The 19,256-nt window shown below is 63.8% G+C and carries 16 protein-coding genes; 3 read left to right on the top strand and 13 right to left on the bottom strand.

Features of this window, described 5'->3' with window-relative positions; translation table 11 throughout:
• Nucleotides 1–285: 285 nt before the first annotated feature.
• The 4 genes from U4Y90_RS13460 to U4Y90_RS13475 all read right to left on the bottom strand — a co-directional run bounded on the left by U4Y90_RS13460 (nucleotide 286) and on the right by U4Y90_RS13475 (nucleotide 4,119).
• Nucleotides 286–789: a hypothetical protein gene (locus U4Y90_RS13460; RefSeq protein WP_321795055.1), complete on the bottom strand. Its 504-nt coding sequence runs from the start codon at nucleotides 787–789 to the stop codon at nucleotides 286–288.
• Nucleotides 790–1,427: 638 nt separating this feature from the next.
• Nucleotides 1,428–1,637, bottom strand: a complete 210-nt coding sequence (locus U4Y90_RS13465) for a hypothetical protein (protein WP_321795056.1) — start codon at nucleotides 1,635–1,637, stop codon at nucleotides 1,428–1,430.
• A gap of 98 nt (nucleotides 1,638–1,735) precedes the next feature.
• The gene (locus tag U4Y90_RS13470; RefSeq protein WP_321795057.1) at nucleotides 1,736–2,725 is read right to left on the bottom strand and encodes a D-2-hydroxyacid dehydrogenase family protein; all 990 of its coding nucleotides are present in this window, start codon (nucleotides 2,723–2,725) and stop codon (nucleotides 1,736–1,738) included.
• A 5-nt stretch (nucleotides 2,726–2,730) separates the two neighbouring features.
• Nucleotides 2,731–4,119, bottom strand: a complete 1,389-nt coding sequence (locus U4Y90_RS13475; RefSeq protein WP_321795058.1) for an MFS transporter — start codon at nucleotides 4,117–4,119, stop codon at nucleotides 2,731–2,733.
• A 233-nt stretch (nucleotides 4,120–4,352) separates the two neighbouring features.
• Between U4Y90_RS13475 and U4Y90_RS13480 the strand changes: the two genes are divergently transcribed.
• A complete protein-coding gene (locus tag U4Y90_RS13480; RefSeq protein WP_321795059.1) occupies nucleotides 4,353–5,117 on the top strand; it encodes an alpha/beta hydrolase in 765 nt (254 codons plus the stop codon).
• A 2-nt stretch (nucleotides 5,118–5,119) separates the two neighbouring features.
• Here U4Y90_RS13480 and U4Y90_RS13485 read toward each other — a convergent pair whose 3' ends face one another.
• The 6 genes from U4Y90_RS13485 to U4Y90_RS13510 are packed head-to-tail and all read right to left on the bottom strand — an operon-like array spanning nucleotide 5,120 to nucleotide 13,242.
• Nucleotides 5,120–6,055: a hydroxymethylglutaryl-CoA lyase gene (locus U4Y90_RS13485; RefSeq protein WP_321795060.1), complete on the bottom strand. Its 936-nt coding sequence runs from the start codon at nucleotides 6,053–6,055 to the stop codon at nucleotides 5,120–5,122.
• A gap of 12 nt (nucleotides 6,056–6,067) precedes the next feature.
• Nucleotides 6,068–7,429 (bottom strand): MFS transporter, encoded by a 1,362-nt coding sequence (locus tag U4Y90_RS13490; protein ID WP_321795061.1) that lies wholly within the window; start codon nucleotides 7,427–7,429, stop codon nucleotides 6,068–6,070.
• 54 nt (nucleotides 7,430–7,483) lie between these two features.
• Complete coding sequence (locus U4Y90_RS13495) at nucleotides 7,484–8,296, bottom strand: enoyl-CoA hydratase-related protein (protein WP_321795062.1); 813 nt, start codon at nucleotides 8,294–8,296, stop codon at nucleotides 7,484–7,486.
• Nucleotides 8,293–9,462, bottom strand: a complete 1,170-nt coding sequence (locus tag U4Y90_RS13500) for a CoA transferase (protein ID WP_321795063.1) — start codon at nucleotides 9,460–9,462, stop codon at nucleotides 8,293–8,295. Before U4Y90_RS13500 ends, U4Y90_RS13495 begins: the two co-directional genes overlap by 4 nt.
• Nucleotides 9,459–11,192, bottom strand: coding sequence for a hydantoinase B/oxoprolinase family protein (locus tag U4Y90_RS13505; RefSeq protein WP_321795064.1), 1,734 nt, complete (start codon nucleotides 11,190–11,192; stop codon nucleotides 9,459–9,461). The genes U4Y90_RS13500 and U4Y90_RS13505 overlap by 4 nt, the downstream gene beginning before the upstream one ends.
• A 4-nt stretch (nucleotides 11,193–11,196) precedes the next feature.
• Complete coding sequence (locus U4Y90_RS13510; RefSeq protein WP_321795065.1) at nucleotides 11,197–13,242, bottom strand: hydantoinase/oxoprolinase family protein; 2,046 nt, start codon at nucleotides 13,240–13,242, stop codon at nucleotides 11,197–11,199.
• Between the two features lie 186 nt (nucleotides 13,243–13,428).
• Between U4Y90_RS13510 and U4Y90_RS13515 the strand changes: the two genes are divergently transcribed.
• Entirely contained in the window at nucleotides 13,429–14,382 is a 954-nt protein-coding gene (locus U4Y90_RS13515) for a LysR family transcriptional regulator (RefSeq protein ID WP_321795066.1), read from the top strand.
• A gap of 22 nt (nucleotides 14,383–14,404) precedes the next feature.
• Here U4Y90_RS13515 and U4Y90_RS13520 read toward each other — a convergent pair whose 3' ends face one another.
• Complete coding sequence (locus U4Y90_RS13520) at nucleotides 14,405–15,352, bottom strand: AraC family transcriptional regulator (RefSeq protein WP_321795067.1); 948 nt, start codon at nucleotides 15,350–15,352, stop codon at nucleotides 14,405–14,407.
• A 196-nt stretch (nucleotides 15,353–15,548) separates the two neighbouring features.
• Here U4Y90_RS13520 and U4Y90_RS13525 point away from each other — a divergent pair, with 196 nt between their 5' ends.
• Entirely contained in the window at nucleotides 15,549–16,925 is a 1,377-nt protein-coding gene (locus tag U4Y90_RS13525) for an NAD-dependent succinate-semialdehyde dehydrogenase (RefSeq protein ID WP_321795068.1), read from the top strand.
• 49 nt (nucleotides 16,926–16,974) lie between these two features.
• Here U4Y90_RS13525 and U4Y90_RS13530 read toward each other — a convergent pair whose 3' ends face one another.
• Both U4Y90_RS13530 and U4Y90_RS13535 read right to left on the bottom strand, forming a co-directional pair.
• Nucleotides 16,975–18,348: an MFS transporter gene (locus U4Y90_RS13530; RefSeq protein ID WP_321795069.1), complete on the bottom strand. Its 1,374-nt coding sequence runs from the start codon at nucleotides 18,346–18,348 to the stop codon at nucleotides 16,975–16,977.
• Between the two features lie 64 nt (nucleotides 18,349–18,412).
• Nucleotides 18,413–19,234 carry an enoyl-CoA hydratase-related protein gene (locus U4Y90_RS13535; protein WP_321795070.1) on the bottom strand — a complete coding sequence of 274 codons (822 nt, stop codon included), beginning with the start codon at nucleotides 19,232–19,234 and terminating at the stop codon, nucleotides 18,413–18,415.
• Between the last annotated feature and the right edge of the window lie 22 nt (nucleotides 19,235–19,256).

Below are 19,256 nucleotides of genomic sequence, written 5' to 3' on the forward strand. Positions count from 1 at the left end.
CCGCTCGCCTGCGCCCCCCCCGATGGCGAATACGAGAATTCCTCTCCGCTTCGTGGCGTAGCGCGCATGGACTTCAGGATCAAGAGCGCTGCGCCCTCGTGCCCAACCTGGCCGTGAGCTGTCGGCTTGCGTAGCGATGGCGTAGGTTGGCGCATTCCCAGTTCGATCGCGAGGGTGGCTGTCCGAAGCGGAAGCGCTCATAGCTATCAGCGGCAGGAAGACAGAGACGATCGCCGTTTCGGTGAGTTTCTTACATCAAGTGGCGCCTGCACGCAGTGGCTGCTGTCAATTCGATGATTGCGCGAACGGATTGATAGGGCGCACGCTGCCCCTATCTTTTACGTGCTCCAACATTTGTACCTTCGCCCAGTTCGTTACCATGGCCTCCAATCCACGCACGACATCCGCTTCCATTGCGCGCAATCCCGCGTCTCCTCTGAAACTTGTACTGAACGCGGCGTGCCATCGATATTGGAAATAACCGGAGACCTGCTGAACGCGCTCAAGCGAGCTCGAATCCGTGAACATGACGGAATGGGGGGAGAAGACATCGTAGAAGATGACGTTCGGTTGGTCAGTTTTCACTGCGACGCTCGGCTCTTCGCTAACCAGCAGCGACGCGGTGAGCTGTATCGAGCCCTTCATGCCTTTCGGCGTTTTGAAGACCCAAATCCGCTTAGGCAAGCGCTGTGAGAGCTCGACGATCTTTGGGCTACTCGAGCCAATCAAACCGACCGAACCGGCCTTGATATTCTGTTCGAAACTCTGCGCGTGGTAGAAAATGTCCATTAGCTAGTCGTGACCTCAATTTTCTTGTAATGCCTTGCGATCCCGCTATGGTATCAATTCCTTCTTCCAACGTCGGAGAAAGGTCCGATTGATCAGGCTCGTCCGAAGTGCCGCTCCGCTCGCCCTCTAAAATTCCACTGAGGCATCGCTTGTGAGATCAGGGAATTGCTCGCACAGGACGGGCATCGAAAATGCTCATCCGTGGCCGCGCGCGAGCCAGATACGCCGGCGCGGGAGTCTGTCCTTCTGTCGGAATTCGACGCGGATTGGGAAGCGCTGAGACGGATTGCGCTGCGAGCATGAGCGCGTCCGAATTTCTTCGAACTGTCAACGTCGCGGGGCCGCGCTCAATCGTGTGCAACGCGGCGAGCTGTTCGCCGTGATGCCCGTGCCTCGCGCGCGCCCACGCGGATGCCCTTGCTATAGCCGCATCCGCAGTACCTGTCTTGCAGCGATGGATTTCGCCGACTAGCGACTAGAGAACACTAAAGTTAATTAAAGACTTGCCGCAAACCGCTCCTGTTGAGCCTGTCATGCCGCATCGACAGCGCACGAAAACCAGCGCCGAATGAACGCGATAAAAACCAAACACCGAGGGGCGAATGTCAAACGCATCTGGCAAGACAAGGCCGCTATGACTAGCCACGATCACTATTTTTGTCGTGACGGGCTGCGCAATACCGGCGGGCTTCAACGAAGCGCTTGTCGACCGGTGCACGCACGAACCGCTCCGGGAACGGAGGCATCTCTTGGTCGCCCATGGTGTAGTTCTTCTGCTTGCGGGTGAAGCGTGCCTCGAACGCCATGAACGCATTCGGATCAAACAGTGGCGTCGCGCTCTCGCCCACGATGCCGGTCGCGTCGACCTTGTCGTTCGTGCAAAGGCAGTTCTTATTCTGGAAGCAACGCTTGTAAAGATCGCAATTGACGTCGCGGCGTTAGCCTGCTATGCGACTGAGCTGATGTAACTGATTTCGCGTGCCGCGGGCGTCAGCACACGGACCGGGGCACCGGCCATCCAGGCCCGAATGTTTTCGACCGATTCGCCGTAGTAGACGCGATAAGACGAGTCGGTTACATAACCGATATGCGATGTCGCGATCACGTTCTCCATCGATCGGAACGGATGATCCGCAGGCAACGGCTCCTGATCGAAGACATCGAGCGCGGCGCATGCGATTCGCTTTTCAGCCAGCGCATCGATAAGCGCTCGCTCATTGACGATCGGTCCGCGTGCCGTGTTCACCAGCAGCGCGTGCGGTTGCATCATCGTGAGCTCCCTCTCGCCGATCAGATCGCGCGTGCGTTCCGATAGCCGCACGTGAATCGAAACGATATCGCTCGATGCGAGCAACTCGTCCTTCGACACATGGAGCGCGCCGAACTTCGCGGCGGACTCGCGCGTCATGTTTTGGCTCCATGCGATGGTGCGCATTCCAAACGCCTGGGCGACGCGTGCAGTCGCGCCGCCGGTATAGCCGAGCCCGATGAGTCCGATGGTTTTGCCATGCAGATCGCCGCCCACCGATACCTGCCAGCCTCCCTTTCTGAACGATGCGACTTCACTCGGGATGTGTCGCGTCGCGGCGAGAATAAGCGCCCAGGCGAGTTCCGCCGCGGCAGTCGGCGACGATGCGGTCCCGCATACGGTAATGCCGAATTCATCGGCCGCTTCGATATCGATGGCTGCGTTCCACGGCCCCGTGCTTGCCAGCAGCTTCAGATTCGGCAAACGCGAAAGCACGCTGCGCGTGAACCATGTGCGTTCGCGCATCACGCAAAGGATGTTGAAGGGTTGCAGACGTTCGACCAGTTCGTTCTCGTCGCGGATGTGTTCCGTGAAAACGGTCATGTCGGCGTGCTCGCGCAAGCTGCTCCAGTCCCCGAAACGAAGCGCGGTGTTCTGGAAATCATCGAGAATGGCAAGGTTATGCATAGGGTTCACTCCGTGCCTGTCGTCAGTGCGGCTCGTGCCTGCGTTTCAGTATGACGTCTGAAGCCGAGCAGCATCACGAGAATGCCCGCCACGAGTATTGCCGTCATCACGTAAAGTCCGCTGACGAGCGTTCCCGTCGCGGTTTTCAGCCATCCGATGACGAACGGACTGCAAAAGCCGCTGAGCAAGCCGATGCAATTGACGAAAGCGATGCTCGTCGCCGCTGCCGGCGAACCGTTCAGATAGTCCGCCGCGAGCGACCATATGAGCACGTTGGTCGCGAAGATGCCGACGCACGCCACCGTCAGCAGCGCAACGGTCAATGCAGGCGAGTTGGTCGGATGCGAGACGAGCAACAACGCGATAGCGCCGACGAAACCCGCGATCGCAGCATGCCAGCGGCGTTCGAGCATGCGATCCGAGCTTCGGCTGATCGTGACCATGCCGATTGCGCCCATGCCGTACGGTATGACGGAAAGCCATCCGAGCAGCGACAGATTCGTGATGCCCGAGTCTTTCATGACGGTCGGAAGCCAGAACGTCACCGAGTAGGTTCCGCAGACGAAAGCGAAATCGATGAACGCGAGCATATAGACCTTCGGATCCGCAAGCGCCTCGGCGAGCTTCGCATGACCGTGTTGCCCGGCCCGGCGCTTTCGTTCCGTCTCGACATCGAAGCCCTGACGAAGTACGCCCTTCTCCGCTTCGGTCAGCCATCCGGCTTTGTCGATGTTGTCGTCCAGCAGGAGCAGCGTGATCAGACCGAGCACGACCGCCGGCAATGCCTCGACGATATAGAGCCATTGCCATCCGGCGAGATTGGCGACGTGCGCGAGACTCGTCATCGCCCATCCCGATACCGGACCGCCGACAAGGCCCGCCACCGGAAACCCGACCATGAAGCAGGCGATGATCACACCGCGCCTTCTTTCCGGAAACCATGAGCTCAGGTAGAAGATCACGCCGGGAAAGAAGCCCGCTTCGAACACACCCAGCAGCAAGCGGACGATATAAAACTGCGTGACGTTGGTGACGAACGCGGAGCAGGCCCCGACGATTCCCCAGCAGATCATGATGCGCGCGATGGTCTTCTTCGCGCCCATGCGTCTGAGCAGCATCGCGCTCGGCACTTCCAGCAAGCAGTACGAGAGAAAGAAGATGCCGGCGCCCAGGCCATAGACGCTGTCGCTGAAGCCGAGCGCGTCCTGCATCTGCAGCTTCGCAAAGCCGACATTGATGCGATCCAGAAACGCCACGACATAACACACGAACAGCAAGGGCACGATGCGCAGCGTGACGCGCCAGTAGAGCGCTCGCTCATCCGCGCTTGCGGTCGAGGGAATGTGCGCAGACTCGGCTGACGCCGGATCGGAATCAAGAACGGACGGGTTCACTCGCGCTCTCCATGATTTACGGCGTGGGCCGGGATTGCAGCAGTCGAGCCAGTCTAAGAAACATCGATGCGCGACGATAGTGAAAAGATCAGATCAGGTGAGATGCGCGGGTTATATCGGTGATAACCAGTAAGCGGCGATGTTCGCGGCATGTGCAATCGGTTGCGTGGCGGCCTCATCTCTGAGACGATTTGCCAACTCGCCAATGCGCGCACATCGATCAGGAGACCGACTTGAAAAGCCGTCCACAGAACGACATGCAGTGCAATTTCGTCCTGATTCACGGCGCCTGGCATGGCGGCTGGGTCTGGCGCTTCGTAGCGGATGAACTGATCGCGCGTGGACATCGCGTCGTCGCGCCGACCATGACCGGCCTCGGCGAGCGCCATCATCTGATCGCATCGGTCACGTCGCTCGATGTGAGCATCGAAGATGTCGTCAACGTCATCGAGGCGGAGGAATTGAACGACGTCGTGCTCGTCGGTCATAGTTATGGCGGACTCGTCGCGTCAGGCGTCGCCGATCGTATCGCGCACACGCTGCGCACGATCGTCTTCCTCGACAGCCTGCTCGCGCAAAGCGGCCAGTCCGCGTTCGATGTGCTGCCCGCGAGCGTCGTCGATGAGCGCATGGCATCGGTCGGGGCAAGCGGCCAGGCAATCGCGATGCCCGTCAACGGACTGAATGGCACCGGCATTCCGGACGATCATCCGCTTGCCGAATGGGTCAGCCGGCGGCTGACGCCGCATCCGCTCGCGACCTACACCACGCCGCTCCAGCTCGAATCGCCGCTCGGCAATGGGCTGCCGTGCACCTACGTGCATTGCGCGAATCCTTCATACGACACGCTCGCGCCCGTGCGCGAGCATGTCCGGTCGCAATGCCCGGACTGGGGCTGGGAGAGCATCGACACCGGCCACGACGCGATGGTGCTCGCGCCCGAGCTGCTCGCCGATCTGCTCGAACGGCTTGCGGCGGCATCTCGGGGCGCTGACTGAAGTCACGCGGCGACGGCCTCGCGATCGCCAAAGGTCGCGGGCAGTCCTGCGCGGGCGATCGCGCCCGTGAACGGCTCGCCCGGCAGCCACGCGGCGATCGTCTCGCGAATCGCCAGCAGCTTGCCGATCTCGATGCCCGTGCGCAAACCCTGCGCTTCGAGCATGAACACGGTGTCCTCGGTATTGATATTGCCCGTCGCGTTGGGCGCGAAGGGACAGCCGCCGAGCCCGCCGAGCGATGCATCGAATGCGCGCACGCCTGCATCGAGCGCGGCCATCACGTTGGCGAGTCCCAGACCGCGCGTATCGTGAAAATGACAGGCGACGGGCACCGGTCCCGCAAGCGCCACGACCTGGCGCATGAGCGCGCGCACCTGCGCGGGATTCGCGTAGCCGACCGTATCGGCGATCGTGATCTCCTCCGCGCCCGCTTCGATGAGCGTTTCGACGAGTCCGAGCACCGTGCGTTCATCGACCTTGCCCGCGATCGTGCAGCCGAACGCGGTCGCCACGCCTGCGCCGAGCACGACATCGCGATCGAGTTCGTCGCGCGCTGCCGCGATGCGTTCGAAGTCCTGCACCGATTCCGCCGTGCTGCGCCGCACGTTCTTCAGGTTGTGCTCGTTGCTCGCGGACAGCACGTAGTGCACCTTGCCCAGCCCCACGTCGAATGCGCGTTGCGCGCCCTTCAGATTCGGCACCAGCGCCGCCGCGTGAAGACCATCGATCGCGAGCGCGCCGGTCGCGACCTCGAACGCGTCCGCGAACTGCGGCACGATTTTCGGCGGCACGAACGACGTCACTTCGATATCGATCACGCCCGCATCGACCATGCGCGCGCACCAGTCGAGCTTCTGCCCGCTCGCGAGAATCGTGTGCACCATCTGCAAGCCATCGCGCAAGCCGACTTCGCGAATCTGCACGTCTCTTTCGTTCATGTCTGCTCCGGTTCAGATCGTCGCGTCCGCGACCGCATCGCTGCCTTCATCCTTTTGTCCTGCCCCGATCGGCGCCGCCGACGTCGACGGCGCAAGCACCACTGCCGCAATCGCGCCGATCACCATCAGCAGCGCGATCGCGCCGAGTCCGCCCGCCATGCTGTTCGTCATGGTCTTGATCGAGCCGATGATCATCGGGCTGACGAAGCCGCCGAGCAGGCCGACGCAATTGATCACCGCGACGCCGCCCGCCGCGCCGCTGCCGCGAATGTAATCGGTCGAGATCGCCCAGATCAGCGGATTGGGCGCGAGGATGCCCGCCGTCGCCACCGACAATGCCGCGAGCGACAGCGCGAGGTTGCCCGTCGTGAACGCCGCGACGACGAGACCGGCCGCGCCGAACACCATCGCGATCGCGCAGTGCCAGCGCCGCTCCATCGTGCGATCCGAATGACGGTTCAGCATGATGAGCGCGATCCAGCTCACGAAGTACGGGATCGCCGAATAGCAGCCGATCTGCAACGCGCTCGACACGCCCGCGCTCTTGATGAGCGTCGGCAGCCAGAAGCCGATCGCGAACACGCCGGCGATCTGCGTGAACCACACGAAGCCCATCACGTAGACGCGAAAATCCTTCAGCGCGCGGCCGAACGTATGCTCCGCGTGCTTCGTCGAGACGCTCGAACTCTTGCGGATGTCGTCGAGCACGATCGCCTTTTCGCTCTCGGTGAGCCACTTCGCCTGCTGCGGGCCGTCGTCGAGAAAAAAGAATGCGATCACACCGAGCACGCTCGCGGGCAGACCCTGCACGATGAACATCCATTGCCAGCCGTGCAGCCCGCCATAGCCGTTGAAATACGTCATCAGCGCGCCCGACAGCGGCCCGCCGAACAGGCCCGCGATGCCCGTCGCGCAGGTGAAGATGGCGATCACCTTCGCGCGCCGCTCGACCGGATACCAGCGCGTGAGATAGAAGATCACGCCCGGATAAAGCCCCGCCTCCGCGAGTCCGAGAAAGAAGCGCACGGTGTAGAGATGCGATGGCAGCGTGACGAACGCCGTGCCCGCCGCGATCAAACCCCACAGGATCATGATGCGCGAGAACGTGCGCTTCACGCCGATGCGCGCGAGCAGCAGATTGCTGGGCACTTCCATCAGCACGTAGCCGAGAAAGAAGATGCCCGCGCCGATGCTGTAAGTGAGATCGCTGAAGCCCACGTCTTGCTTCATGTCGAGCTGCGCAATGCCGATGTTGATGCGATCGAGAAACGCGAACACATAGCACAGGAACAGGAACGGGATGAGCCTGCGCGTGATCTTGCCGTAGGTCGCTTCGGCCCTGGGCCTGTCGAAGCTGCCGATGTCGGGTGTCATGTCTGTCTCCTCCGGTGAATCCGGTTTTCGGGTCGGCCTTGGTTCTGGATTGGTCTAGCGGCCTATGAATCGCGGTGAGCGCTTCTCGTTGTAGGCGCTGATGCCTTCGAGGCGATCCTCGGTCGGAATCAGCCGGTTGTATGCTTCGATTTCCAGATAGAGCCCGGTGCGCAGATCGCCCTGCATGCCGAGATCGATCGCCTTCTTAGCCTGCGCGACCGAAAGCGGCGCGCTCGTGCAGATGTCGCGCGCGGCGTCGATGGCGTCGGCGAGCACGCGCCCCGGCTCGCACAGCCGGTTGACGACGCCCCAAGCGAGCGCCTCCTGCGCCGTGAACTTGCCGCCGCGCAGAATCAGTTCCTTCGCCCGCCGCACGCCGATCGCGCGCGGCAGTTGCTGCGTGCCGCCGCCGCCCGGCATGATGCCGCGTTTCACTTCGGTGAAGCCGAATGTCGCGTGGCTGACGGCGTAGGCGAAATCGCAGGCGAGCAGCAGTTCGAGTCCGCCCGCGACCGCCGCGCCGTTGGCCGCGCAGATGACCGGCACCGGGCAATAGGTGAGCGCGCGGTTCATGCGCTCGAACAGATAGTGCTGCACGCCGAACTGCTCGTCGGTCATGCCTTCGCGCTGCTTGAGGTCCGCGCCGCCGCAGAATGCGCGCTCGCCCGCGCCCGTCAGGATCACGCAGCGATACAACGCGGGGTTCGCTTCGAGCGCGCCGAATACGCGGATGATCTCCTCGCCCATTGTCGTGCTGATCGCGTTCGAGACTTCCGGACGGTTCAGCTTGACGATGAGAATCTGTTCGTCGATTTCTTCGAGCGTCAGCGTGTCGAGCGCGCCGATCAGTTGCGATGCAAGTTTCACGATGTCTCCAGTGTTTTCTTCGCCAGCAGATGATTGTGTTCGCCGAGCTTCGGCGTAACGCCGGTGCGTGCGGGCCGTGCGCCGCCGAACGAAATCGGCACGCCGACGACCGTCGCCGCGCCGTCGTCGGTGGTGCGCAGCAGATCGAGCGCTTTGGTCTGCTCGTGCTCGACGACCTGATCGACGGTCTGAATCGGTCCGCACGGAATGCCGGCCTGATCGAGCGCATCGAGCCAGTGCGCGGTGCCCCGCTTGCGGAACTCGACGTGCAGCAAGTCGATCAGCGCGACGCGGTTGCTCACGCGCGCGCCGTTCGTGACGAAGCGCGCGTCGTCGGCGAGCGCGGCGATATCGAGCACGCCGCAAAGGCGGCGGAACAGGCGGTCGTTGCCCGCGGCGACCATGATGGTGCCGTCCGCGCATTCGAAGGCCTGATGCGGCACGATCGCGGCCGTCCCCGATCCCCAGCGCCCCGGCAGCACGCCCGAAGCCAGATAGTCGGCGATCTGGATGCCCGCCCAGCTGATCGCGGTCTCGTACAGCGACACGGACACGATCTCGCCCGCGCCCGTCGCCCGGCGTCTGAAGAGCGCGGCGAGCACGCCGATCGCAGCCCATAGTCCCGTGCCCATGTCGTTCACCGACACCGGAATGCGCGACAGCGGCTCGCCCGGCTGGCCGAGAAAGCTCATGAGACCCGAGAGCGCCTGCACGAGCGGATCGTAGCCGGGTTTGTCGCGCAGCGGTCCCGCCGCGCCGAACGCGCCGAGATTGCAGTAGACGAGCGACGGCTTCATGCGCAGCATCGCGTCGCCGCCGAGACCGTATTTCTCCGTGCCGCCCGCCTTCAGGTTCTGCAGCACGACATCGGCGCGGCGCGCGATCAGTTCGCGCAACGCCTGCGCTTCGTCCGGATTCGACAGCGACATCGCGATGCTCTGCTTGCCGTGATTCACCGCATGAAACAGCGCGGCCGCTCCATCGACGAAAGGCGGGCCCCAGTCGCGCGCGTAGTCGCCGTGTTCCGCGCTTTCGATCTTGATGACGTCCGCGCCGAGCGACCCGAGAATCATGCCCGCATACGGCGCGGCGAGACTGTGGCCGATCTCGATCACGCACACGCCCGCGAGCGGCGGAGGCTGGTTCATGGCTTCGTTCGCGCTCATTCGGCGGTGACTTCCAGCGGTGCGTCGACGGTTTCCTGCGTGCGGCCGTAGCGTTGCGCCGCCGCATCCGCGCTGATGTAGCCATCGGCGATATCGGCATCGACGCGCATCTGTTCGCGTTCGCGCGGATCGCCATAGCCGCCGCTGCCCGCGGGCTGAACCGTCACGCGGTCGCCGCGATACACGACCGTCTGCCCGCCCTTCGCCGCGACCTCGTGCTCGCTGCCGTCCGCGCGTTCGACGACGCATTGGAAGCGCGTCCCGGGCTGCCCGCCGAAGTGGCCTTCGGGCGCGGAACGTCCGCGCTCGCCCGACACGGTGAACGTGGCTTCGTCGTATTCGACGCGATACACGCGCCGCGATGTCAGCCCGCCGCGTTGGCGGCCCGCGCCGCCGCTGTCGGTGACGAGCGACCATTCCTCGACCATCAGCGGCGAAGTCGCTTCGATCATCTCGATCGACTGACTGCCCGCGTTGCCCACGTAGACGCGCACGCCGCTCACGCCGTCCTTCTGCGCCCGCGCGCCCATGCCGCCCGCGTGAACGTCGTGCATGGTGACGAATTCCTGGCCGGTGCGGGCGATGCGCGCCGCATCGGTATCGCGTCCGCTGAAAATGCCCGCGCACGACGCGCAGTTGCTTTGCCCGGTGATGCGCTCCGGCACCGCAGGCGCGAGCGCCTTGAGCAACAGATCGATCACGCGCGGCGACGTCTCCGTATTGCCCGACACCACCGATGCCGGATATCGGCAGTTCAGCACGCTGCCCTCCGGCGCGATGATCGTCACCGGCCGATAGCAGCCCTGGTTCGTCGGAATGCCCGGATCGGTCAACGCCTTCACGGTGAACCAGGTGCTGTTGCACGTCACCGACAGCGGGCAGTTGATGCCGCCGCGCGCCTGCGGCCCGGTGCCGGTGTAGTCGAAGGTGATGTGATCGGCCGTCTTCGTGATCTTCACCTTGAGCAGCGGACGCTCCTGTTTCCAGCCCGGCGCCTCGATCGGATCGAGATATTCCTGCGCTTCGTACACGCCATCCGGAATCCGCGCGATCTCCGCGCGAATCAGCTTCTCCGAGTGATCGAGGCTCTGGCTCATCACGTCGCGCAGCGCATCGGCGCCGTACTTCGCGACCAGTTCGCCGATGCGCCGATCGCCGACGAACGTGCCCGCGTATTGCGCCTGAATGTCGAGCAGCAGTTCATGCGCGTTGCGGCTGTTCCGCGTGAGCAGGTTGAGCATGTCCTGCACCGGCTCGTCGTTGCGATACAGAAACACCGGCGGAATGCGGATGCCTTCGGCAAACACGTCCCATGTCGTGACGGTATAGCTGCCCGGCGACTGTCCGCCGATGTCCGTCCAGTGGCCGCGCGTCATCACGAAGGCGACGATCTTGCCGCCCGCGAACACCGGCCGCGTGAACTGCACGTCCGGCTGATGATTGCCGCCGCCCACATAGGCGTCATTGCTGACGATGACGTCGCCGGGGCGCAGGTTGTCGCGCCCGACCGCTTCGACCGACACGCGCGTCGAGATGACGGCCGAGCCGAGCATCGTCGGGATGTCGTTGCCTTGCGCGACGAGCTGCATGTCGGCGTCGAAAATGGCGGCCGACGAATCGCCGCTCGCGTGCATGAGCGGGCTGCCGGCGGTGCGCATCATCGCGATCTTCATTTCACGGGCGATCGCGAAGAGACTGCTGCGGATGATTTCGTAAGTGACGATGTCCATGAATTCAGGCTGCCAGTTCGATGACGAGATTGAGATCGGGATCGACGCGCGCGACATGCGACGCCTTCAGCACCGCGCAACTGCTGTGCTCTTCGATGACCGCCGGCCCGACGATCGTCGCGCCAACCGGAATCTGCGTGCGCGCGAACACCGGCAGCGTGCGCGCGTGGCCGTCGAAATACACGTCGCGAGTGCGCACCGGCTGCGGCAGCGCGCCGCCATCGGCGCTCGCGACCGAGCCGCGCCAGCCGGTAGTCGTCACGAGTTGCAGACGTACGTTGGCGACCACCACGGGCTTGTCCTTGCTGATGAAGTTCCATTGCCGCAGATGCGCGTCCTCGAAGGCCTGCGCGAGCGCCGCGCGGATACCCAGCGCATCGGCCTGCACTTCGACAGTGATCACGTCGGGCTGGCCCGCATAGCGGCAATCGGCGAGACGCACGACCTTCACGCCCCGTGCTTCGACGCCGTGACGCTGTAGCTCGTCCATGCCTTGCGCGGCCAGTTCGTCGAGCGCGGCGTGCAGGGTCGCGTCGTCGATCATCGCGAGATCGCTTTCCAGCGGACGCTGATAGTCGTATTGCTGGTCCGCGACCGTCATGCCGAACGCGCTGAAAAGACCCGGCAGCGGCGGAATCACCACGCGCCGGATGCCCATTTCGTGCGCGAGATCGACCGCGTGCACCGGCCCCGCGCCGCCGTAGCAGATATAGGAGAACTCGCGAGGATCGTAGCCGCGCTCGACCGTCATGATGCGGATGGCCTGCGCCATCAATGCGTTCGCGACCGAGCGCACGACCTGCGCGGCTTCGGGCACGGAGACGCCCAGTGGTTTCGCGACGACTTCGTCGACGACGCGCCATGCCGCCTGCGCATCGAGCTTGAATTCGCCGCCGAGGAAACTGTCCGGATCGATATAGCCAAGCACCAGATTGCAGTCCGTGACGGTCGGACGCGTGCCGCCACGCCCGTAGCATGCCGGTCCGGGATCGGCGCCCGCGCTCTCCGGTCCGATGCGCACGCCGCCGCCCGCGTCGATCCACACGATCGAGCCGCCGCCCGCGCCGACCGAATCGATGTCGATGCTGGGCGACCGCACGGTGTAGGTATGCAGCAGACTCTTGTTGCGCAGTTCGGGGCGCGAGTCGCGGATCAGAGAGACGTCGAAGGTCGTGCCGCCCATGTCGCCGAGAATCGCGTTCTTCAGTTCGCTCTTCTCGCAGTTGCGGATCGCCGCCGAGACGCCGCCCGCCGGTCCGGATTCGAGCAGCACGATCGGTTTGTCCGCGACCATCGCCGGACTCGCGAGTCCGCCGTTCGACTGCATGAAGAGGAACTTGCCCGCGAAGCCGTGTTGCGCCAGCGCGCTGATGAGCCGGCCGATGTAGCGCCCGCAGACCGGGCCGAGCATCGCGTTGATGACCGTCGAGCTCGCGCGCTCGTATTCCATCGATTCGGGATTCACTTCGTGCGATGCGCACACGAAGCGCTCCGGCAACAGGCGGCGCAGCGTATCGACGGCTTCGCGCTCATGCCGCGGATTGACGTGCGCATGCAGAAAGCACACGGCGACGGCCTCGATATCCGACGCGCGGATCTGTTCGGCGAGCGCTTCGAGCTGCGCGTGATCGAGCGGCGTGGCGACGCTGCCGTCATGGCGCAGGCGCTCGTTCACTTCGAGCCGCCAGCGGCGCTCGACGAGCGGACGCGGATTGTCGAACAGCAGATCGTAGAGATCGGCGCGGTCGTGACGCGACACGCGCCTGAGCTCGAGGATGTCGCGAAAGCCGCGCGTGGTGACGAGCGCGGTCTTGGCTCCGGTGCCTTCGACGACCATGTTGGTCGCCATCGTCGTGCCGTGGCCGATGAACGACACGTCGGCGCTGTCGGTGCCCGACAGTTCGAGAATCTTGCGAAAGCCTTCAATCGTGCCGATGACGCGATCCTTCGGCGTCGTCGGCACCTTGGTCGACCAGATGCGCCCTTCTTCGTCGTCCACCATCACGACATCGGTGAAGGTGCCGCCGACATCGAGTCCGATTCTTTTCAATTTGCCACTCTCCTGTGGATGCGTGATTTCTGGTTCGCTTGCCGAGGCCGCGTGTGTTCCGGCATGATCGAGCCGCGCCGCTGAGCGCGCGGACCGTGACGAACATCGACCGAGCCAGTTTAAAGAGGCATCGGCGCGGCCAGATAATGAAACCTTCCGATCAGGTGAGACGCTGGAGTTATATCGGTGATAACCAGTATCGATGCGATATTGAGGCGGCTGCGCGGCAATCACGTCGCGCTTTTGATCGCGCTCGACGACCACGGCTCGCTGCGCAAGGCGGCGCAGCAGGTGTCGCTCTCGCAGCCCGCGACGACCAAGTCGCTGCGCGAAATCGAGGCGATGTTCGGCACGGAACTCTTCGCGCGCTCGCCGCGCGGCATCGTGCCGAACGAACTCGGGCGCTGCGTGATCCGTCATGCGCGCGCCGTGCGCTCCGAGATCGGCGCGCTGCGCGACGAGCTTGCGGCCATCATGCGCGGCGGCGGCGGCATGCTCGCCATCGGCGCCGTGATGGGCTCGATGCCCGAGTGGCTCGCGCCCATCCTGCGCGCATTGCGGCAAGTGCAACCGGACGTGTCCGTCGAGGTCTGGGAGGACAACAGCGCGCGCCTCCTATCGATGCTCGATCAGCGTCTGCTCGATCTCGTCATCGGGCGGCCGAGCATCAGCGTCCATCCGGAAGCTTACGATTTCATTCCGCTCGAAGTGGAGGAAGTGTGTCTGGTGGTGGACGGCGCCGATCCGCTGGCGAGCGTGCAGCGCCTGACGCTCGAAGCGCTCGCGGACAATCCGTGGATCGTGCCGCAAGCCGCGCTGCCGATGCGCTCGCTGCTCGAACAGCTTTTCGACGACGCCGACGTGCCCTTCCCGCGTTACGCCATCGAGACGTCTTCGACATTCGCGACGCTGTCGTTGCTGCGAGCCAGCGCGGGGACCGTCGCGCTCATGCCGCTGAAAGTCGCGCAGTACTTTCAGGCGCACGGAATGATGGCGGTGCTGCCGATCCGGATAGAACGACGGGGCGCGCCATACGGCATCGCGACACGTCGCGGCGCCACGCCGACGGCGCCGGTACAGAGGTTCATCGAGCTATGCAAGGAGAAGCGGGACGAGCAGCTTCGTCGCAGCGACATTTGACGATGCCCCCCCGACCGCCGATTCAATGCGACGAAACAAAGAATGACGGCCCCGCCTCCGGCACCGCGAAATGCCGCTTCATCCTTCGCAATTCTTCGGAAGGTGTGCCACCGAAGAGCCGCTTGAACTCGCGGCTGAACTGCGACGCGCTCTCATAGCCGACGCATGCGCTCGCCGCTGCGGCGGTCATGCCGTGCCGCGCCATCAATAGCCTCGCCTGATGCAGTCGCGTCGACTTGATGTACTGCAGCGGAGACGTCTTCGTGGCCGCCTTGAAGTGCACATGAAACGACGGCACGCTCATCGCCGCTTCCCTTGCGAGCGATTCGACCGTCAGCGCCTCGGCATAGCTCGAATGAATCTTGCGCAGCACTCTGGAAATGCGCCCGAAGGTTCCATCCAGGTCGAGCGCCGCACGCATCGAAGCGCCCTGTTCGCCGATGAACACGCGAAAGTAAATCTCCCGCACCAGCGTCGGTCCCAAAAGCGCGGCTTCGAGCGGGTCGCGCATAGCGTCGAGGAACCGCAAGATGGTTTCGCCGAGCGCCAGATCGAGCCTCGTCGTGACCATGCCGCCCGGCTCGCCCGGCACCACGCCGTTGCGCTCGTCGATTTGCAGCAGTACATCGGCGGCAAGCACCGGATCGAGACGCACGTACACCGCGAGCAACGGTTCGTCGGCGGTGGCGTCGGTCTCCATCGAGAACGGCAGCGGCAAGGCGACGGCCAGATAGTGCTGCGCGTCGTAGACATAGACCTTGCTGCCGAGATAACCGCGCTTGCGGCCTTGCGCGATCACGACGATGCCCGGCTCGTACAGCACCGGCGTGCGCGTCAGCGGGCGGTTCGATCGCAGCAGGCGAATGTCCGGCATCGGCGTCGCGTTGTAGCCTTCGTTCGGCGCCAGTTCCAGGAGCCGGCTCACCATCGAAGCGTGCACCCGCGCCAGTGCTGCGGCTTCGGTTTCCATCGTCGGCAATCCGGGAGAGCAATGCGTTTTCATGCTTCGAGTTCGATAAAGGCGTGTTCATAGAATCGGGCAAGCTTCGCAGACGATCACGCGTTCTCGTCACGTTGCGACATCCCTAACATTCGATCATGCATCCGCATCCGTGAATCACGATGCGCCGATGCGCTGGGAAGCCTCACTTACTTCGGAGAAAAACATGATCGATGTACTCAATCCCGCCGACGGCACGCTCGTCGGGCAAGTCGAACATCAATCGGAAGCGCAGGTGCGCGCGGCCATCGATCGCACATGCGCGGCCTTTCCGGCGTGGTCGCGCACCCTGGCACGCGAACGAAGCGAACTGCTGCGCAAATGGTTCGATCTCGTCAGCGCCGACAAGACCGCATTCGCCGAACTGCTTTGCCGCGAAAACGGCAAGTGCCTGTCGGAAGCGTTCGGCGAAATCGAGTATGGGCTGGGCTTCGTCGAATGGTACGCGGAGGAGGCGAAACGCGTGTACGGCGATACGATCCCCGCGCACGCGAAAGACGCCGCGGTGATCGTCACGAAAGAGCCTGTCGGTCCGGTCGCGTCGATCACGCCGTGGAATTTCCCGTTCATGATGATCACGCGCAAGGTGGCGACCGCGCTCGCGGCGGGTTGCACGATCCTCCTGAAGCCTGCCGAGGAAACTCCGCTGACCGCGTACAAGCTGCTCGAATACGCGCGCCGCGCAGGCATTCCGGAAGGCGTGTTCGAGATGGTGACCGGCGACCCGGCGCAGATCGGCAAGCTGATCACCGATGATCCGCGTATCCGGAAGATCTCGTTCACGGGTTCGACCGCGGTCGGCAAGTTGCTCGCCGCGCAGTGCGCCGGCACGTTGAAGAAGATGACGATGGAACTGGGCGGCAACGCGCCGTTCGTCGTCTTCGACGATGCCGATCTCGACGAAGCCGCTCGAGCGCTCGTGTCCGCCAAACTGCGCAACAGCGGGCAGGTCTGCATCTCGCCGAACCGCGTGTATGTTCAGGCGGGCGTGCACGACGCCTTCGTTCAGCGCGTCAAGGCGCTCGTCGAAACGATTCCGGTCGATCAAGGGCTGCAGGAACAGTTCGTCGTCGGTCCGCTGATCAATCGCGCGGCCATCGACAAGGTCGGCAAGCTCGTCGACGATGCGCGTGAACGCGGCGCCCAGGCCGTGCTCGGCGGACATCCGCACGCGAAGGGCGGACTCTTCTACGCGCCCACCATCCTCGTCGATGTCGCGGACGGCATGCCGATCGCCACGACCGAGATATTCGGCCCTGTCTTCCCGATCTATCGCTTCTCGACCGAAGCCGAAGTCATCGCACGCAGCAACGACAGCGAATATGGTCTTGTCGCCTATGCGTTCACGCGCGATCTGGGCCGTGCATTCCGGCTGTCGCGAAATCTCGAAGCGGGCATGGTGATTCTGAACTCCGGCTCGGTCGGCACGGCTTCGGTGCCGTTCGGGGGCGTGAAGCAATCCGGTTACGGACGCGAAGGCAGTCATCATGGAATCGAGGAATATGTGCATGTGAAATACACGCTGATGGCTGGTCTCGCCTGAGCCACGCGAGGCGCGACATCACGATGCCGCGCCTCGTGCGATCGCTGGCTCAGCGCACCGGTAACCGCACCGCGTCGGCAGGGCTTGCACACGGGACTTCGCGAATGCGCTGCCGGATGAGCCGATCCTGCCGCAGTCCCCAGAAGAACGTGACGGCGAGACAGGGCAACAGCGACGCGATCGAGTACCCGACGCCCGCGAGCGGGTTGCCCGTCAGATTGACGAGCGAGAGACTGATCAACGGGAGAAACCCGCCGAACAGGACATTGCCGAGCTGTTGCGACAATCCGAAGCCGGTGGTCCTGCTTTGCGGCGGAAAACATTCGGCGATGAACGAGGGCAGCGGCGCCATGATAATCGCGGTTAAAACGGCCAGCAACGCGACGAGCAGCGTCACCGTGGCCCAGCCGCCTGCGAGCGCATTCGTCCTGATGCCCGCGAACGCCGGATACGCCGCAAGTATCCACAGCACGATGCCGATCAACATCACACGCGCGCGGCCGATGGCATCGGACAGCCGGCCGAATATCGGATACAGCGGCGCGGCCACGACGATCGCGACACCGAGGCACAGATTCGCGCGCGCAGGATCGACCTTCAACACGTTCTGCAGGAAGTACAGCATGTAGACGATCGACGTATAGAGCGATACCGACGTTCCGCCTTGCGCGCCGAACATCGCGACGAGAATCGCCTTCCACGACGTCGCGCTCGACAACGTGTCCTGCAGCGGCGACTTCGACAGACGGCCGGCCTGCTTCATCTCCGCGAACACGGGCGTCTCCGTCATGCCGAGCCGGATCCATGTCGCCACGGCGACGATCGGCGCCGAGATCAGGAACGGGACGCGCCAGCCACAGGATTCGAATGCCGCTGCATCGAGCGCGAACTTCAGCGCCGACACGATCGCCAGCGCCAGCAGCAGGCCGAGGCTCGCGGTACTTTGCAGCACGCTGGTCGCCATGCCTTTGCGGCCCGCGGGCGCATGCTCCATCACGTAGACGACCGCCGAGCCGTATTCGCCGCCGAGCGCGATGCCTTGCACCACACGCAGCGTAATGAGCCCGATCGGCGCGAGCACGCCGGCCGCCGCGTAGGTCGGCAGGCAGCCGATGCCCACCGTCGCGATACCCATGATCGCGAGTGTGATGACAAAGGTCTTCTTGCGTCCGATGCGGTCGGCCATCGGGCTGAAGATGATCGTGCCCAGCGGCCGCGCGACATACGCGATGCCGAACGTGGCGACACCCGCCATCGCGGCGACGGTACGGTCCGTCGATGGAAGAAACAAGTGCGTCAGCGTCGATGTCAACGCGACGTAGACGAAGAAATCGTAGTACTCGAGCATCGTGCCGAGGCTCGATGTGGCGATGATCCGCAGCATGCCGGGCTTTGCATTTCGGGCGCCGGAAGTCGTGGACATGGTCGTCTCCTGTGATTCAATTTGTGAGGCCCCGCTCGATAGACGCAGTGGCCGTGTCGGCACATCACATGTGCGTGCGCTTCTTCGCCGCCTGTTGCTCCAGAAACCGGCCGACCGCCTCTTTGTGCTCGCGACCGCACAACAGAATGGCCTGCATGCTCGCCGCCATTTCGAGCGTCGCCGCGAGCGAAGCATCGGCCGCTTCGCGCACGAGCCGCTTCGTCATGCGCAGCGCAGTCGGCGGGTTTCGCGCGATGTGCTTCGCCAGCGAGAGTGCCTCGATGTCGAGCGCATCCTCCGGCACGACCTTCGACACGATGCCGAGGCCGAGCGCCGCTTCGGCGTCGATGAACTCGCTGGTCAGCGTCAGTTCGAGCGCCTTCGCATAGCCGACGATTCGCGCGAGGAACCACGATCCGCCGATGCCCGACACCAGTCCGAGCCGCAAGAAGCTCTCTGCGAACACGGCTTTCGTGCTCGCCACGCGGATATCGCACATCAACGCAAGATCGCAGCCCGCTCCGACCGCGGCGCCGCTGACCGCACACACCGAGGGCACGTCGAGACCGCTCAGCGCGCGCGTGATCCTGTGCAGGCTGCGATGCAAGCGGTCGCGTACGTCCTCGACGCTGCCGCTCATGAGGTCGCTGCCGCTTTGCATGTCTTTCACATTGCCACCTGTGCAGAAGTGCCGCGACGACGAACGCAGCAGCACGCAATGCACGTCGCGCCGGTCGTTGACCTGCTCGAGCGCTTCCGACAATGCCTCCGTCATCGCGACGTCGAGCGCGTTGCCGTCGCTCGGACTGTTGAGCGTGAGCATGAGCACGCCGTCATCGACGGACGACTCGACCCGTGAACCGGCATCATTTGGATAAGTTGACACGAAAAATTCTCCCGCTTGTTAG

The organism is Caballeronia sp. J97 (genome assembly GCF_905220305.1).
Classification (GTDB): domain Bacteria; phylum Pseudomonadota; class Gammaproteobacteria; order Burkholderiales; family Burkholderiaceae; genus Caballeronia.

Coding starts and splice junctions, on each gene's coding strand:
- U4Y90_RS13460 (WP_321795055.1), bottom strand. CDS start 789: ATGGACATTTTCTACCACGCGCAGAGTTTCGAACAGAATATCAAGGCC.
- U4Y90_RS13470 (WP_321795057.1), bottom strand. CDS start 2,725: ATGCATAACCTTGCCATTCTCGATGATTTCCAGAACACCGCGCTTCGT.
- U4Y90_RS13485 (WP_321795060.1), bottom strand. CDS start 6,055: ATGAACGAAAGAGACGTGCAGATTCGCGAAGTCGGCTTGCGCGATGGC.
- U4Y90_RS13490 (WP_321795061.1), bottom strand. CDS start 7,429: ATGACACCCGACATCGGCAGCTTCGACAGGCCCAGGGCCGAAGCGACC.
- U4Y90_RS13500 (WP_321795063.1), bottom strand. CDS start 9,462: ATGAGCGCGAACGAAGCCATGAACCAGCCTCCGCCGCTCGCGGGCGTG.
- U4Y90_RS13505 (WP_321795064.1), bottom strand. CDS start 11,192: ATGGACATCGTCACTTACGAAATCATCCGCAGCAGTCTCTTCGCGATC.
- U4Y90_RS13520 (WP_321795067.1), bottom strand. CDS start 15,352: ATGGAAACCGAAGCCGCAGCACTGGCGCGGGTGCACGCTTCGATGGTG.
- U4Y90_RS13525 (WP_321795068.1), top strand. CDS start 15,549: ATGATCGATGTACTCAATCCCGCCGACGGCACGCTCGTCGGGCAAGTC.
- U4Y90_RS13530 (WP_321795069.1), bottom strand. CDS start 18,348: ATGTCCACGACTTCCGGCGCCCGAAATGCAAAGCCCGGCATGCTGCGG.